This window comes from Frankia sp. CeD (assembly GCF_000732115.1).
Classification (GTDB): Bacteria; Actinomycetota; Actinomycetes; order Frankiales; family Frankiaceae; genus Frankia; species Frankia casuarinae.
In genome coordinates this window covers 101,059-117,509 of the sequence record NZ_JPGU01000010.1, presented here as the reverse complement: position 1 = coordinate 117,509, position 16,451 = coordinate 101,059, and the positions used below count along the sequence as shown (strand labels likewise).

General features: G+C 71.1%; 12 protein-coding genes. 11 read left to right on the top strand and 1 reads right to left on the bottom strand.

Going from position 1 to position 16,451, the window contains the following annotated elements; translation table 11 throughout:
* The first annotated feature begins 5 nt into the window (after positions 1-5).
* The 6 genes from mreD to CED_RS08890 all read left to right on the top strand — a co-directional run bounded on the left by mreD (position 6) and on the right by CED_RS08890 (position 10,993).
* The gene (mreD, locus tag CED_RS08915; protein WP_011435657.1) at positions 6-548 is read left to right on the top strand and encodes a rod shape-determining protein MreD; all 543 of its coding nucleotides are present in this window, start codon (positions 6-8) and stop codon (positions 546-548) included.
* Positions 545-2,734: a penicillin-binding protein 2 gene (gene mrdA, locus CED_RS08910; RefSeq protein ID WP_011435658.1), complete on the top strand. Its 2,190-nt coding sequence runs from the start codon at positions 545-547 to the stop codon at positions 2,732-2,734. Before mreD ends, mrdA begins: the two co-directional genes overlap by 4 nt.
* Before the next feature lie 116 nt (positions 2,735-2,850).
* Entirely contained in the window at positions 2,851-4,086 is a 1,236-nt protein-coding gene (rodA, locus tag CED_RS08905; RefSeq protein ID WP_035909785.1) for a rod shape-determining protein RodA, read from the top strand.
* Between the two features lie 108 nt (positions 4,087-4,194).
* Entirely contained in the window at positions 4,195-6,234 is a 2,040-nt protein-coding gene (locus tag CED_RS08900) for a TIGR03960 family B12-binding radical SAM protein (RefSeq protein ID WP_035909782.1), read from the top strand.
* Positions 6,218-6,967: a TIGR03936 family radical SAM-associated protein gene (locus tag CED_RS08895; protein WP_011435661.1), complete on the top strand. Its 750-nt coding sequence runs from the start codon at positions 6,218-6,220 to the stop codon at positions 6,965-6,967. The genes CED_RS08900 and CED_RS08895 overlap by 17 nt, the downstream gene beginning before the upstream one ends.
* A 441-nt stretch (positions 6,968-7,408) precedes the next feature.
* Positions 7,409-10,993: a ribonuclease E/G gene (locus tag CED_RS08890; RefSeq protein ID WP_011435662.1), complete on the top strand. Its 3,585-nt coding sequence runs from the start codon at positions 7,409-7,411 to the stop codon at positions 10,991-10,993.
* A 133-nt stretch (positions 10,994-11,126) separates the two neighbouring features.
* On the opposite strand, the gene CED_RS08885 is transcribed toward CED_RS08890, so the two are convergent.
* Positions 11,127-11,771 carry a hypothetical protein gene (locus CED_RS08885; protein WP_011435663.1) on the bottom strand — a complete coding sequence of 215 codons (645 nt, stop codon included), beginning with the start codon at positions 11,769-11,771 and terminating at the stop codon, positions 11,127-11,129.
* Positions 11,772-12,237: 466 nt separating this feature from the next.
* On the opposite strand from CED_RS08885, the gene rplU reads away from it, so the two are divergent.
* The 5 genes from rplU to CED_RS08860 all read left to right on the top strand — a co-directional run bounded on the left by rplU (position 12,238) and on the right by CED_RS08860 (position 16,423).
* A complete protein-coding gene (rplU, locus tag CED_RS08880; protein WP_011435664.1) occupies positions 12,238-12,555 on the top strand; it encodes a 50S ribosomal protein L21 in 318 nt (105 codons plus the stop codon).
* Positions 12,556-12,560: 5 nt separating this feature from the next.
* A complete protein-coding gene (gene rpmA, locus CED_RS08875; RefSeq protein ID WP_035909780.1) occupies positions 12,561-12,827 on the top strand; it encodes a 50S ribosomal protein L27 in 267 nt (88 codons plus the stop codon).
* 173 nt (positions 12,828-13,000) lie between these two features.
* Positions 13,001-14,590: a GTPase ObgE gene (gene obgE, locus CED_RS08870; protein ID WP_035909779.1), complete on the top strand. Its 1,590-nt coding sequence runs from the start codon at positions 13,001-13,003 to the stop codon at positions 14,588-14,590.
* Between the two features lie 4 nt (positions 14,591-14,594).
* Positions 14,595-15,710, top strand: a complete 1,116-nt coding sequence (gene proB, locus CED_RS08865) for a glutamate 5-kinase (protein ID WP_084680745.1) — start codon at positions 14,595-14,597, stop codon at positions 15,708-15,710.
* Positions 15,711-16,060: 350 nt separating this feature from the next.
* On the top strand, positions 16,061-16,423 hold the full coding sequence (locus CED_RS08860) for a hypothetical protein (protein WP_035909778.1): 363 nt from the start codon (positions 16,061-16,063) through the stop codon (positions 16,421-16,423).
* Positions 16,424-16,451 lie beyond the last annotated feature (28 nt).

Genomic DNA, 16,451 nt, shown 5'->3' with positions numbered 1-16,451 from the left:
GCGTGATGTGGGGCATCGCCGGCCCTGAGGAGACCCTGCGCGGGCGCGCCGTCGTGGCCGCGGTCGTGCTCCTGACCGTCGCCCTGATCCTCCAGGTCTCCGTGATCGCCCGGCTGGGTCTGCCCGGTGGCCGGCTTGACCTCATGCTCGTTCTGTTGGCAGCGATCGCGCTGATCGAGGGGCCATTGCTCGGCGCGGTCGCCGGCTTCGTGGCGGGATTGCTGGCCGATCTGTCCTCCAGTCATGTCCTCGGTCAGACTGCTCTCGTTTTGTGTCTGATCGGTTACGCTGTCGGACTGGCGATGGATGCGGCGGAGCGGTCGGTGGTGGTTCCCCTGGCGGCGATCGGTGGGGCGAGTGTGCTGGGCACTCTCGGATACGCCGCCACCACCTCGATCCTCGGTGAGGCGGCGTTGACGGGAGGTCAGGCTGTGCTGCGGGCGTTGGTAGCCGGCGTCTACGCCCTCCTGCTCACCCCGTTCCTGTTCCCGTTGCTGCTCGCGGGCTCCCGGCGGCTGGCCGGCGGTCGACGGCGGGAGCCGCGGTGAACGACCGGATGCGGGTCCGCGTCCTGCTGCTGCGCGTGCTGGTCGTCTCCCTGCTCATCACACTCGGCGCGCGGCTGTGGGTGCTCCAGATCCTGGACGGTGACCGTTACCGCCGGGTTGCCGAGACCAACCGGGTCCGCGAGGTGGTGACGCCCGCGACCCGGGGGATGATCCTTGACGACAAGGGGCAGGCCCTCGTCCGAAACCGTACGTCGCTGGTCATCTCGGTGAACCGGTCGACCACGGATCGGCAGGCCGACCAGGGCAGGGCCGTCCTCGCCCGCCTCGCCGCGGTGATCGGCACCCCCGCGGACGAGCTCGCCCGGCGAATCCGGTTCTGTAGCGCCCAGGTGAAGCCGCCCTGCTGGAACGGATCGCCCTACCAGCCGGTACCGGTCGCCAAGGACGTCAGTCCGCGGCAGGCCCTCGCCGTCATCGAACATCCCGACCGCTTCCCCGGTGTCTCCGCCGACCTGCAGGCCGTCCGCGAGTACCCGCATGGCGCGCTGGCCGCGCACGAGCTGGGCTATCTCGCGCCGGTCAGTCAGGACCAGCTCGACAAGCAGGGGGATGAGAAGGGCTACCACCTCAACAGCCTGATCGGCGTCGCCGGTCTGGAGAGCACCTATGACGACGAGCTGCGCGGCACCGACGGGGTGGAACGCCTGGAGGTGGACCGGTTCGGCCGGGTGGCCGGTACCGCGTCGACCATCGCGCCGCTCAGCGGTGACCACCTGGTGCTCAACCTCGACCTCGACGTGCAGCAGGCGGTCGAGCAGGCGCTGACGGAAACGATCAAGAAGCTCGGGGGCGGCCCGCGCACCGCCTCCGCGGTTGTGCTGGACGTGCGCACCGGCGGGGTGATCGCGATGGCGAGCCTGCCGTCCTACGACCCGTCGGTCTTTAGCGGTGGGGTCTCGGAGAGCGATTACCGGGCGCTGTCCGATCCCGCGAACGGCATCCCGCTGCTCTCGCGGGCCTACCAGGGGTCGGGGCCGGCCGGCTCCACCTTCAAGGCCATCTCCACCGCCGTCGCGATGCAGAACCTGGGCGCCAAGGGGAACGACCGCTACGACTGCGCGCCCAGCCTGCAGATCGGTGACCAGGTCTTCCACAATTTCGACGGCGAGTCGGCCGGTCCGATCACCCTGCACCAGGCGCTGGTCATTTCCTGTGACGTCATCTTCGACAAGTTCGCCTACGACGCCTGGCTCGCGGACGGCGGGCTGCGTAACGGCCGTGGGCCCTACTCCCCCCCGAAAGAATACTTCGTCAAGATGGCCCAGGCGATGGGCTTCGGCCGGACCACCGGGCTGGATCTGCCCGGCGAGACGCGGGGCTCCGTCGTCGACCGCGCCGGCGCCAAGGCGATCTGGGCGGAGCTCAAGGACTCCTACTGCCGGCGGGCCAAGAACGGCTACCCGGAGGAACCCGACCCGGCCAAGGCCGAGCGGTACCGCAAGTACGCCGCCGAGGCGTGCGTTGACGGCTACCTGTACAACGCCGGTGCCGCCACCCAGTTCGCGATCGGCCAAGGCCAGTACCTGTCGCTGAGCCCGCTGCAGCTCGCCGTCGCCTACGCGGCCATCGCCAACGGCGGCACCCTGTACAAGCCCACCCTCGCCAAGGCCACCGTGTCTCCGGACGGCAAGGTCGTCAGGACCTTCGCGCCGCGCCGGGCCGGGACGCTGCCGGTCTCACCGGAGAACCTCGCCTACATCCGGGACAGCCTGCGCGGGGTGACGACGGAGGGCGGGGGCACCGCCACCGGCGTCTTCGCGGACTGGCCGAGCGACGTCGTCCCGATCGCGGCGAAGACCGGAACCGCCGAGGTTGAGGGTAAAGGGGACACCTCCTGGTTTGCCTCCTTCGCGCCGGCGAACGACCCCCAGTTCGCCGTCGTGGTCACCATCCCGGACTCCGGGACCGGCGCGGAGTTCGCGGCTCCGGTGGCCAAACAGATCTACCAGGCAATCTACGGTGTCGGCCGGCCGGCGGCGATGCCGGGTGGGAAACCGCCGGCCGGGCTGCCGAAGCTCAACCGGGACGGGACGATCGCGGCGGCGTCACCGCAGCCCGCCCCCGCGACGCTGGCCTCGCCGGCCGGATCGGCGCCGGGCCCGGCCGCCCCCCTGCCCGGCACCAGCGGCGCGGGCGTGACGGCGACGGGCCGGGCGCCGCCCTGACGGCCACCTCGTGCCGTGAGGACGGCGCCTCGGGATGGGGGCGGGGTCTCGGGGGATGGGGTGGGAGCCCAGGACGTGAATGTCGTGTCGGCGTGACGGTGGTGGCGGGAGGCGCAGTGGTAGACGAAGCGGGACCCACCGCACTTCGATCGTCTCCGGTGCCCATCCGGGGGCGGATCGGGCACCTGCGGGAGAGGGCTTCCGGGCCCCACTCGCCGCTGCGCCGGCTCGACTGGCCGCTGCAGCTCTGCGTCATCGCGTTGTCCGTTCTCGGTGCTCTGCTGGTCTGGTCGGCGACCCGCCAGCGGCTCAGCGAGGCGGGCAGTGATCCCAACACCTTCCTCGATCGGCACCTGCTGAACCTGGCCATCGGGCTGGTGCTCGGCGCGGTTGCGACCGTCATCGACTACCGGGCGGTGCGGGCCTACGCGCCCTTCGTCTATCTCGGCTCGCTCGTCGGGCTCGTCGCGGTACTCCTGTTCGGTTCGACGATCAACGGCGCACACTCGTGGATTGTGCTGCCTGCCGGCTTCCAGCTGCAGCCGTCCGAGTTCGCCAAGATGGCGCTCGTGGTCGGCGCGGCGATGATCCTCGGTGAGAAACACGAGGNCCGGCACACGGGAGTCCGGCGCGGCGCCCCTGGCCACGGTGACGTGCTGCTCGTGCTCGGGCTCGCCGTGGTCCCGATCGGCTTGATCATGTTGCAGCCGGACTTCGGTACCGTCATGGTTCTGGTCTTCACCACCCTCGGCATGCTGGCGGTCAGCGGCGCGCCGCGCCGATGGGTGCTGGGGCTGATCCTCTGCGGTGTGCTGTTCGGCGGCGCGATCCTCCAGTTCCATCTTCTGAAGCCGTACCAGGAGGCCCGGCTGACCTCGTTCGTCTCCGAGAACAAGGCATCGTCCGGCACGGGCTACAACGTCGACCAGGCGATGATCGCGATCGCCAACGGCGGAATCTCCGGACGGGGCCTGCTGCACGGCCAGCAGACCCAGGGCCAGTTCGTCCCGGAACAGCAGACGGACTTCGTGTTCAGTGTCGCGGGGGAGGAGTTGGGATATCTCGGGGGTGGCGGAATCATCGTGTTGCTCGGCGTGGTTCTGTGGCGGGCCCTGTCGATCGGCTTCGGCTCGCAGGACTCCTTCGGCGCGCTCGTCGCCACCGGGGNCGTCTCCTGGTTCACCTTCCAGGCGTTCGTCAACATCGGCATGTGCCTGGGCATCATGCCGGTCACCGGCCTGCCGTTGCCTTTTCTCTCCTACGGCGGTTCGTCGATGTTCGCAAACATGATTGCTGTCGGACTCCTGCAGAACGTGCGGCTGCGATCCCGATCGGACCCGTATGCCTCCTGAGCTCGCTCGGCGGCGCTTCCCGGGTCGGCGGCGCTTCCCGGGTCGGCCGCGCTTCCCGGGTCGGCCGAGCGTCGAGGTGGACCTGGCGCGTGCCGTAGGCTCGCATGCATGTCCGGACAGTCGCTGTTCGCTCGCCTGGAGCCGCTGCTCCCGCGGGTGCGAAGGCCCGTGCAGTACGTCGGAGGCGAAGGCAACTCCACGGTCAAACCCTGGGACTCCGCGGCCGTCCGCTGGTGCCTGATGTATCCGGACGCCTACGAGATCGGCCTGCCCAACCAGGGACTACAGATTCTGTACGAGATCCTCAACGAGCAGCCGGATGTGCTCGCCGAGCGCACCTACTCGGTGTGGCCGGACCTGGAAGCGTTGCTGCGCGAGCACGGGCTGCCGCAGTTCACGGTGGACGCCCACCGCGCGGTGGGCGATTTCGACCTGTTGGGCGTCAGCTTCGCCACCGAACTCGGGTATACCAACCTGCTGACGGCACTCGATCTTGCCGGGATCTCGTTGCACGCGGCCGAGCGCACCGACGCCGATCCGCTGGTCGTCGCGGGGGGGCATGCCGCCTTCAATCCCGAGCCGATCGCCACGTTCGTCGACGCCGTCGTGCTCGGCGACGGCGAGCAGGCCGTGCTGGGCATCACCGACGTGGTTCGCGCCTGGAAGGCGGCCGGGAGTCCCGGTGGCCGGGGCGAGCTGTTGCACCGGCTGGCCTGCCGGCGCCTGGTGTACGTGCCGGCGTTCTACGACGTCTCCTACCGGCCCGACGGCCGTATCCGGTCGGTCACCCGCAACCGGGACGACGTGCCGGCCCGGCCGAGCAAGCACACGCTGTCCGATCTCGACTCCTGGCCGTATCCGAAGGCTCCGCTGGTCCCGCTCGCCGAGACGGTGCACGAGCGGATGAGCGTGGAGATCTTCCGCGGCTGCACCCGGGGCTGCCGGTTCTGCCAGGCCGGGATGATCACCCGTCCGGTGCGTGAGCGCAACATCGCCACCATCGGTGCGATGGTCGACGCGGGGCTGCGCGCGACGGGCTTCTCCGAGGTCGGCCTGCTGTCGTTGTCGAGCGCGGACCACACCGAGATCGGCGAGATCGCCACCGGTCTCGCCGACCGGTACGAGGGCGCCAACGTCTCGTTGAGTCTGCCGTCCACTCGGGTGGACGCCTTCAACGTCACGCTCGCGAACGAATTCTCCCGTAACGGCCGGCGTAGCGGGCTGACCTTCGCCCCCGAGGGCGGCTCCGAGCGGCTGCGTCGGGTCATCAACAAGATGGTCAGTGCCGAGGACCTGGTCCGCACCGTTAGCACCGCTTACGCTCACGGCTGGCGGCAGGTGAAGCTCTATTTCATGTGCGGCCTGCCGACCGAGACCGACGAAGACGTGCTGGAGATCGCCGACCTCGCCAGGGAGGTCATCCGGGCCGGTCGGCGGGTCAGCGGGCAGCGCGACATCCGCTGCACCGTGTCGATCGGCGGGTTCGTGCCCAANCCGCACACCCCNTTTNAGTGGGNGGGGNAGGNGCCGCACGAGGNGACCGACGCCCGGCTGAAGCTGCTCCGTGATGCCGTGCGCGCCGATCGTGAGGTGGGTCGGGCGATCGGTTTCCGTTACCACGACGGTCGGCCTGGCATCATCGAGGGCCTGCTGGCCCGCGGTGACCGCCGGGTGGCTGCGGTGATCGAACGGGTCTGGCGAGACGGCGGCCGCTTCGACGGCTGGAACGAGTACTTCTCGTTCGAACGCTGGGAGTCCGCGTGCGCGGCGGAGCTCGAACCGCTGGGGGTGTCGCTGGACTGGTTCACCACCCGCGAGCGTGACGAACGCGAGGTGCTGGCCTGGGATCACCTCNACGCGGGCCTCGACCGGGACTGGCTGTGGGCTGATTGGCAGGATGCGCTGAGCGGGAATGAGCTCGATGACTGTCGCTGGACACCCTGCTACGACTGCGGGGTCTGTCCAACGATGGGCACCGACACCCAGATCGGCCCGACCGGACGTCGGCTGCTCCCCGTGCTTGCGGTGTCGAACCTCCAGGGCCCCGGGTCCGGGCAGGCCGAGCGACCGCAGCCGGCCATTCAACCCGATCCCGCGACCACGCCGCGGCTCGCCCCGGCTCCGGTGGGCAGTGGCGCGGCGACCTGAGGGGCCGCCGCCTCCGCCGGTGGTCGAACGGGTGCGACTTCGTTTCGCGAAGCGGGGCCGGCTGAGATTCCTCTCACATCGGGACGTGGCGCGAACGTTCGAGCGCGCATTGCGCCGCGCCGGGGTCCCGATGGCCTATTCGGCGGGATTCAGTCCGCATCCGCGGATCTCGTGGCTGGGTGCCGCGCCGACCGGGGCAGCCAGTGAGGCCGAATACGTCGAGCTGGCCCTGGCAGCCTCGGTCGATCCGGAGGCGCTGCGGGTCGGCCTGGACGCCGTTCTTCCGCCGGGGCTGGACGTGCTCGCGTGCCACCGGGCGGAAGGCGGCAGCCTCGCCGAGCGGATCGACGCCTCGCGGTGGTCGGTACGGTTGCCGGGTGCCTCCGGTCCGGAGGTCTCCGCCGCCGTGCGGGAGCTGTTGCGCCGCGACGTGGTCGAAGTTGAGCGGGCGACGAAGGACGGCAGGCGACGGTTCGATGTGCGCGCGGCAGTGGTCTCCGCCGTTTGCCGCGCAGAGAACGACACGTGTGCGATACTGGAGATGGTCGTGCGGCACACGACGCCCGCTGTACGACCAGACGACGTGCTGACCGCCCTAGGCGTGGTAGCCGGCCTGCGCTCGTCGGCGCCGCCCGAGTCCACCCGGCTCGAACAGGGCCGACTGTGTGAGGACGGCACTGTGGCGGACCCGCTGGCGCAGGACCGCAACGGCGCTGGCCGGCTGGTGGGTTGAACCTCAGCGTGTTGCAGGGCGTCGCAGGATTCCCCGGCGGTACCCGCGCCGGACCGAGACAGTGGCTTCTGCGCGGTCGCGACTGCATGAGCAGCGCGCCCGGGAGCCCGAGAGGCTTCTTAACCCGTGCCCGACGACGATCTGACCATCCAGACTGAATCCGAGCCCACCCGACCGGCGGCGCGTAGGCGCAGGGCCGCGGGACGAGCGGCAGGCCCACCCGCCGACGACCATGCCACCGCCGGGCCGAACGTGACCGATGTGGCGCCAGCCGGGAATCCGGTTCCGGACGACCCGGCCGTCGCACAGGTCCCGGGCGGGCCCCTTCGAGACGAGACCTCCGGCGACGCACCCTCGGCGCCGGCCGAGGGCCGGCGCCGTCGCCGGGACGCCGGTTCGACCACCCGCGCCCGGATGACCCGCGGCTCCGCCAGGGCCAGGATGGAACCGGCGGATACCACCGAAGCCGACGCTCCCTCGACCACCCCGGTCGGCGAACCAGGTCCGGTCGATAAACCCGCCACCGTCGAATCCGTCACTGTCGTCCCGGCCCGGGACGACACGGCCCGGGACGACACGGTGGAGGCCACCGAACCGGTGCCGGCGCGGCGCACCCGGGCGGCACGCAGCCGCCGCGCGGTGCGTGAGGTGACCGAGGTGCCGGTTGCCCCTCCCGCCGAGGACGCCCCTCCCGCCGAGGACGCCCCTCCCGCCGAGGACGCCCCTCCCACCGAGGACGCGCCGCGGGACGTCGTATCGCCGGACGTCGCTGCGAAGCCGAAACGGACCAGGGCCCGTCGTGCCATCTCCGGACTGATGACGCCCGCTGCCGCGGTGCCGGACCCGGCCGGGTCCGGCACCGCGGCGGCCGGGCCGGTCGCCGCCGGGCCTGGCGATGCGACCATCCTCGGTCCGGCGATGCCGGATGTCGGTGCGACCGGGTCCGTCGGTGTACCCGCGGGTTCGACCGCCGCCGTGGCGTCGGCTCCCGACACGCCCGGGCCTACGGACACATCCGGGCCTACGGACACGCCTGGGCCCACGGAACCGGAGTCCGCGCAGCCCGGGACCGACGAGCCCGGCGTCGCCGAGCCGGCGGCCCGGGAGTCGACCGCTGAGTCGAGATCTGCCGAGCCGAGCTCTGCCGAGCCGAGCTCTGCCGAGCCCGAGGCCGGCAGCACCCGGAGCGCGGCGACAAGGGCCAGGCGGGCGACCGCTCCGACCTGGGCCGGGATCCATAACGAGCCGGTCGTCGAGACGATGATCCGTCCCGTGCTCCGGCGACCGGCCGCCATGGTGACCTTCCAGGCTCCCGAACCGGCGGTCGTGGAGGCTCGCTGGCGGCGTGCCGCCGAACTCGGATCCGCCGCCACCGCGGTGGATGCCGTGGCGGGCACGGCGTTCCCGTCCGCCGAGCGGCGGCATGCCGAGGCACCGGCTCACCCCCGGGACGAGGCGGACGTGGCCACCGATCCCGACACGACCGATCCCGACACGATGGGCGACCTCACGGGCGGCGAGGAGGACAGCGAATTCGACGACGACCCGGATGGGGGCGGCTCGGCCTCCACCCGCCGTCGGCGCCGTGGTCGCCGTGGTCGTGGTCGGGCCCGGGGCGACGAGGACGGCGTGGAGTCCGGCCCGGAGGACGGCGCCGCGGCCGCGGACGACACGGGTCGCGAGGGTGTGGCACAGGACACGGACGGTGTGGACGGCTCGTCCGTGGCCGGGCAGGGAACCGGGTCGGTGCCCGCCGTCGCGTCGGATGAGGGCGCCGAGACGACCCCCGGCGCGGCGGAGGAAAGTGCCGAGCGTGACGGTGAGGACGAGGACGACCGGCTGGGAGGGGCCCGCCGTCGGCGGCGGCGGCGCCGTCGCGCCGGCGGCGACGAGCCGGCGCTCGCCGACGACCCGCCGAACACGGTCGTCCACGTCCGGGAGACCCGCAAGGACGAGGACCTGGTCCGGGGGCTGAGCGGGTCCACCCGTCTGGAGGCCAAGCGTCAGCGGCGCCGGGAGGGCCGCGACAGTGGTCGGCGTCGGCCACCGATCGTCACCGAGGCGGAGTTCCTGGCCCGGCGGGAGTCGGTCGAACGCCGGATGGTCGTCCGCCACGCGGGGGAGCGCACCCAGATCGCCGTGCTGGAGGACGGGGTACTCGTCGAGCACTTCGTGACCCGGGCGAGCTCGTCGTCCTATGCGGGCAACGTCTACCTCGGCCGAGTACAGAACGTGCTGGCCAGCATGGAGGCGGCCTTCGTCGACATCGGTAAGGGACGCAATGCCGTCCTCTACGCCGGCGAGGTCAACTACGACGCATCCGGGCTGGACGGTCGGCCTCGCAAGATCGAGCAGGTGCTCAAGTCCGGTCAGTCGGTCCTGGTCCAGGTGTCCAAGGATCCGATCGGGCACAAGGGCGCGCGGCTCACCAGCCAGATCAGTCTGCCGGGGCGGTACCTGGTGTTCGTCCCGGACGGACAGAACGCCGGGATCAGCCGCAAGTTGCCGGACACCGAACGAGCTCGGCTCAAGAGCATCCTGAAGAAAATCACGCCCGAGGACGGTGGGGTCATCGTGCGCACCGCAGCCGAGGGTGCCAGCGAGGCCGAGCTGGAACGCGACATCGAGCGGCTCGCCGCCCAATGGGAGGACATCGAGCGCAAGGCGAAGAAGGCGTCGGCGCCCTCGCTGCTCTACGGCGAGCCGGACCTGGTCGTCCGGGTGATCCGGGACATCTTCAACGAGGACTTCACCGAGCTGGTCGTCCAGGGCTCGGGTGAGGCCATCACGATCGAGGAGTACATCGACACAGTGGCTCCCGACCTGCGGTCGCGGATCCGCCGCTACACCGGAACCGGTGACGTCTTCGCCGAGTACCGGGTAGACGAGCAGCTCGCCAAGGCCCTCGACCGCAAGGTCTGGCTGCCCTCGGGTGGATCGCTCGTCATCGACCGGACCGAGGCGATGACGGTCATCGACGTCAACACGGGCAAGTTCACCGGCAAGGGCGGCAACCTCGAGGAGACGGTCACCAAGAACAACCTGGAAGCCGCCGAGGAGATCGTCCGTCAGCTGCGGCTGCGGGATATCGGTGGCATCATTGTCATCGACTTCATCGACATGGTTCTGGAGAGCAACCGAGAACTGGTCCTGCGCCGGCTCACCGAGTGCCTTGGCCGGGACCGTACCCGGCACCAGGTCGCCGAGGTGACCAGCCTCGGGCTGGTCCAGATGACCCGCAAGCGGGTGGGGCAGGGCCTGCTGGAGGCGTACAGCGAGCCGTGCGTGCACTGCAACGGCCGCGGGGTGGTCATCCACCTCGACGGCGGCAGCGGTGCACACGCCGCAGCCGGCGTGCCGAGCGGGACCATTGTGTCCGGTGCCGGTCAGCCGACTCCGGTGGCGGTGCCCGCGCCGGCGGAGGGGTCCGGGTCCGGTCGTCGGGTCCGCTCCTCGTCCGCGAGTGCCGTGTCCGCGAGTGCCGTGTCCACGAGTGCCGTCGACGGCCCCGCGATCATCGCCGCCGCGTCGGCCGAGCCTACGTCCGCATCCGAATCCGAGGCGTCCGGCGGACCTGGCGAACCCATCGGATCCGCCGCATCATCGACGCCCGACGCCGCGGAGAACGTCGCCGTGACGGCCGGCGAGGGTGCGATAGCCACCGCGGGCGTCACCGCCGCGGATACGGTGCCCGCGCCCGAGCCCGCGCATGCGGCCGACAGTGCGGCGGGGCCGGCGGGCGGGGCCGCAGCTGCCGCCGCCCCGGGACTCGGGGCAGCCGGTTCCCCAGCCGGGTCGAACGGGCATGTGCCCGCTGGCGGTGGCTCCGGCGCGGGCGGCCTCGAGGAGGCCCTGCCGCCGGTGTACGCCAACTCCGATGATCCCGACAGCCTCGCGACCGCGGACAACGCCTTGTCCACTGTGGGCAAACCGGCCCGGGGCCGACGACGGCGGGCCTCCCGGCCGGTGTCCAAGCCGGCCGAGTCGCTGGAGTCCGTGCCCTCGGCGGAACCCCCGAGCGCCTGACCCGCCAGAGATCCGGTGCCGCTGGTCCGTCAGCTTGTCTCTGGAGCGGAAGGACCCCGCGGCGTCCGGCGTGGGATGCTCGTCGTGGGCGCCCCCAGCTGATCGAGGCTTGGCGGAGAGCCGGACCGGCCGTTCAGGCGGCGGTCGGCCCGGCCCGACTCGGCCCGGCCCGACTCGGCCCGGCGGCCGGGCCCGGGCGCACGAGCCCGCGGCCGGCATTCTCCCGCAGTAGCAGGTCGAGGGTGGCCCGGGAACGGGACAAGGCTACCTCGATCGCCTGACGGGCCCGTCCTGGGTCGCCCATCTGCAGGGCATAGGAGGCGATGGTCAGCGACTGCACCAGATCGTCCTGATCGGCGAGGTTCGGGATCATCCGACCGCGTAGGACCGGCTCATCGGCCGCGTAGGCGGGATCGGCCGCCTCTCCCGGGTCTCCCGCCTCTCCCGCCTCTCCCGCCTCGAGACCACCGGACGGCCGGCCCTTCATCCCGGAATCGGGCAATCCCCACGCGGATGGACCCCGCCGGCGCAGCGCGATCCATCCGGCCGTGGCCGCGGTGCCCAGCGTCCAACAGGCGCCTGCCCAGGGCGGTAGGCCGGCGAAGGCCGTGAGGGTGAGACCGACGACGACCAGCACGGTCAGCGCGCCCGTCGCGGCGGGGACCGTGCCGGGAACCGAGCCGTAACGACGGGCGGCGGTGGCCGCCGGGCGGCAGACGACAGCCAGAGCGACGGCGGTACCGGCTCCCGCGGCCCAGATCACCAGCTGCCAGTACATCCTCGTCACCCCCGACGCGATCTCATTCCCGGCGCCGAAGCCTCACGATCCATCGTGGAACTCCGCCATGTGGACGATCCATGCTTCTCTCTCCTCAGTGGCCTACACCATGGCCCGTCCGGGTCATCCCTGGATATGACCCGGACGAGCGGGGCGAGGACCCGCGATGAGATCCGCCCGGCGGGCCCGTCGGGTGCGGGACACGCGACCGCCGTGCGGGGGATGCGCGGGACGGAATGCGCGGTATGCGGCGGGCGCTCCTTCGCTCCGCTCCCGATGACCTGTAAGGTGGAGTCCGCATGCTCATCCGGATGGGGCGATGCTCGCTAGCGGGCAATGCTCGCTGGATGACCGCTGATCGTCCGCGTTCCGGTCGATCGCGGCCCATGCGCACCCAAAGCTCCGCGGGGAACGCCGTTTCGGGTTCCGTGCGGTCACAGCGGCATAACAACAGCAGGGAGATCTGGTGTACGCGGTCGTTGCCAGCGGCGGCAAGCAGCACAGGGTCGCCGTCGGCGATGTCGTCGACGTCGAGCTCCTTTCCGGAGAGCCGGGCGCGGCCGTGAACCTTCCGGCGCTCCTGCTCGTCGATGGCGAGTCGGTCACCCACGACGCCGACGCTCTCGCGTCCGTCGCGGTCACCGCCGAGGTCGTCGGCGTCGTCAAGGGTCCGAAGATCCGGATCCACAAGTTCAAGAACAAGACCGGCTACCACAAGCGCCAGGGTCACCGCCAGAAGCTGACGCGTCTCAAGGTGACTGGCATCGAGACCGGGAAGGCCTGAGCGGGATGGCGCACAAGAAGGGCGCGAGTTCCTCGCGCAACGGGCGGGATTCGAACGCGCAGCGGCTGGGCGTGAAGCGCTTCGGCGGCCAGTACGTGAAGGCCGGCGAGATCATCGTCCGTCAGCGCGGGACCCATTTCCACCCGGGTGATCTGGTCGGGCGCGGCAAGGACGACACGCTGTTCGCGCTCTCGCCCGGGCACGTGCGGTTCGGCCATCGGCGGGGCCGTCGGGNCGTGAACGTGGNGGNCGAGGCGGCGGNACCCGCTTAATCTGATCGTCAAGGCCACGCCGTCGGTTCGACGGCGTGGCCTTGGTTGCCGTCAGATGGCGATCATCGGCGATCACTGGTGAGCCAGCAGCCGCGCGTACCACCGCCCTTCCGGGCGTGGTTGCGCGGCTTTGGCGCCTCTCTCGCGGGGAGGGATGTAGAGAGGAGGCGGTGATGCCGACGTTCGTCGACCGGGTGGTGCTGCACGCGACGGCCGGGGACGGCGGTCACGGCTGTGCCTCCATCCACCGGGAGAAGTTCAAGCCGCTGGGCGGGCCGGACGGCGGTGACGGCGGCCGGGGTGGTGACGTCCGCCTCGTGGTGGACCCGAGCGTGNCCACCCTGCTCGACTTCCACTTCCATCCGCATCAGCGCGCCTCTCGGGGACGCCCCGGCCAGGGGTCGAACCGGCACGGAGCGGACGGTGCGGACCTCGTCCTCCCGGTGCCGGACGGAACCGTCGTGCTGACAGAGGACGGCGAGCAGATCATCGACCTGGTCGGACCGGGCAGCGCGTTCGTACTGGCCCGCGGCGGCCGNGGGGGGNGGGGCAACGCGGCGCTCGCGTCGGCCCGCCGCAAGGCCCCCGGGTTCGCCGAACTCGGCGAGCCCGGCGAGCAGCTCGACGCCGTGCTGGAACTCAAGACCGTGGCCGACGTCGCGCTCGTCGGTTTTCCCAGCGCCGGCAAGTCCTCCCTGGTGTCGGTGCTCAGCGCGGCCAAGCCGAAGATCGCCGACTATCCCTTCACGACGCTGGTGCCCAATCTCGGCGTGGCGCAGGCGGGTGATCGTCCTCCTTACACGGTCGCGGACGTCCCCGGCCTGATTCCGGGCGCCAGCGAGGGACGCGGGCTGGGCTTGGAGTTCCTCCGGCACATCGAACGCTGCTCGGTGATCGTGCATGTGCTGGACTGCGCCACCCTGGAACCGGGTCGTGATCCGATGACCGACCTCGACGTCATCGAGGCCGAGCTCGCCGCCTACTCCGCCGATCTGTCCGACCGTCCCCGGCTGGTCGTCCTCAACAAGATCGACGTTCCGGACGCCGCGGAGCTCGCGGAGCTCGTCGCTCCCGAGCTGCGAGCCCGTGACCTCGCGGTCTTCGCGGTGAGTACCGCGACCCGACGTGGCGTGCACGCGCTGTCCCTGGCCTTGGCCNACCTCGTCGCCCAGCACCGGGCGGCCGCGCCGGCCCGGGCGGCGACCCGCATCGTGCTGCGTCCCCGCGCGGTGAACGAGCCCGACTTCACGGTGCGCCCCCTCGGCGACGGTTTCCTGATCACCGGGTCGAAGCCCGAGCGCTGGGTGCGGCAGACCGACTTCACCAACGACGAGGCGATCGGCTTTCTCGCCGACCGGCTCGCCCGCCTCGGCGTGGAGAAGGAGCTCGCTCGCCTCGGCGCCACCGCGGGAGCGGAGGTGACCATCGGCGAGGTCACGTTCGACTGGGAGCCGACGCTGAGCGGCGGCGGGCTGGGGAACGGTGGGCTGGGTGTTGATGATCATCCGGGTGGCGACGGGCTCGCCGAGACCGGTCCGGGTGGCCGCGGGCCGGCCGGCACCGCGGCCTCCGGTGCGGCACCGTCACCCGGCCGAGGTGGGGACACGGGTTCCTCGGTGTCCCTCGGACCGCGCGGGACCGACGACCGGTTGCGGGCCTCGGTGCGGTTGACCCGGGCCGAACGGATGGCTCGCCGCGCCGCCGCCGTCGTCGACCCGGCGGTACGAGGAGAACCGGCGGGTCGAGGNGAAGAAGAAGGATGAAGGCGTGCGTCCGTTCGTGACCGACGCGCGCCGGGTCGTCGTCAAGGTCGGTTCGTCCTCGCTGACGACGGCCGCCGGCGGTCTGGACGTCGACCGGCTTGAGGCGCTGGTGGCCGCGGTGCTGCCCCGGGCCGGACAACAACTGGTGCTGGTGTCCTNCGGGGCCATCGCCGCGGGTCTCGCCCCGCTCGGCCTGGCCCGGCGGCCGCGTGACCTCGCCACCCAGCAGGCGGCGGCGAGCGTCGGCCAGAGCTCGCTCGTACACAGCTACGCGGCGGCGTTCGGACGGGCCGGTCACCAGGTCGGCCAGGTGCTGCTGACGGCGACCGATGTGATCCGCCGCACCCACTACCGTAACGCCCGGACCGCGCTCGACCGGCTGCTTGAGCTCGACGTCATCCCGATCATCAACGAGAACGACGCGGTGGCCACCCAGGAGATCCGGGTCGGCGACAACGACCGGCTCGCCGCGATTGTCGCCCATCTCGTGTCGGCGGATCTGCTGGTGCTTCTGTCCGACGTGGACGGCCTGTACGACGCCAACCCCAGGCTGGGCCCGGCGACCATGGTGCGCGAGGTGCGTTCGGATACCGACCTGGACGGGCTGACCGCCCGGGGCACGGGCACCGCCGGTGTCGGGGTCGGCGGGATGGCTACCAAGATCGAGGCGGCCCGGATGGCGGCTTCCGGCGGCGTCACGGCGATCATCACCTCGGCCGCGAACGCCGCACCGGTGCTGCGGGGGGAGGAGGTCGGCACCGTCTTCCACCCCACCGGGTCGCGTCGGGCCTCCCGCCTGCTCTGGCTGGCGCACGCGACCGCACCCGAGGGCCGGCTGCACTTGGACTCCGGGGCGGTGGCCGCGGTGGTACGGCGGCGGGCGTCGCTGCTGCCCGCCGGGATAACCGGCGTGGAGGGGGACTTCGCCGCCGGGGACCCGGTGGACCTGGTCGACCCCGACGGGCGGTCCGTNGCGCGGGGGCTCGTCGCCTTCGACGCGGCGGAGCTGCCCGTGATGCTCGGGCGTTCGACGGCCGACCTCGCCATGGAACTCGGACCGTCGTACGAACGTGAGATCGTCCACCGCGACGACCTCGTGCTGCTGCTGCCGGCCCGCTGACCCGGCCGGCTACTCACCCGACCCGGGCTGAGGTGACAGCCAGGCGCGCCGGCCCGGGACAAGACCGTCCAGATAGCTATCCATATAATTAGACATATCGGATTGGGGATGGCTTTGACGACGATATTCCAGTGGAAACCGGCGTCTATCGCGCCTCGTGGCCCGGAATTCGAGAGAGCCCGTCAACAGTTCTTTCCCGGCATTTCACCCCGGCTACCCGGAAAGCCGCCGATAAAACTGAAGGGGTCTCGGCGCAAAAAATAGCGACGGCGGCGAATAGCGCTTCCGGAGTCGGGTAACCTTCCCTCGGCGGGCAAGAGGTCGAATCTGTTGAGAGAGGTTATTTCGTCATGAGAATGCGTAGGACCGTGGGTCTCCTCGCCTCGGCCGGAGCCGCCGGCGCGCTGACGCTGGCATCGGCCCTTCCCGCGAGCGCGGATTTGAACAGTTCGAATGTCTTGATCGGCGGCGTCGCCAGGTGCCCGGCCAGCGCCGCGGCGGGCGTGGCGGTCCGCACGACGGCCGGCGAGTTCGACTCGTCCGGCGTCGGCGCCGGCGGCTTCTACAGCCTGAGCCTCCAGCAGGTTCCGGTGGCCGGCACGAGCGCCACCTTCAGCGTCCAGTGTTCCGACAGCTCTGACAACTACAGCCGTANCTTCCCCCTCCAGAGACCGTTCAGTGGAAAGTCGGTCACCATAAACTTGTTCTCGTAACCGGACATCTCCGTTGAAGACTCGATGA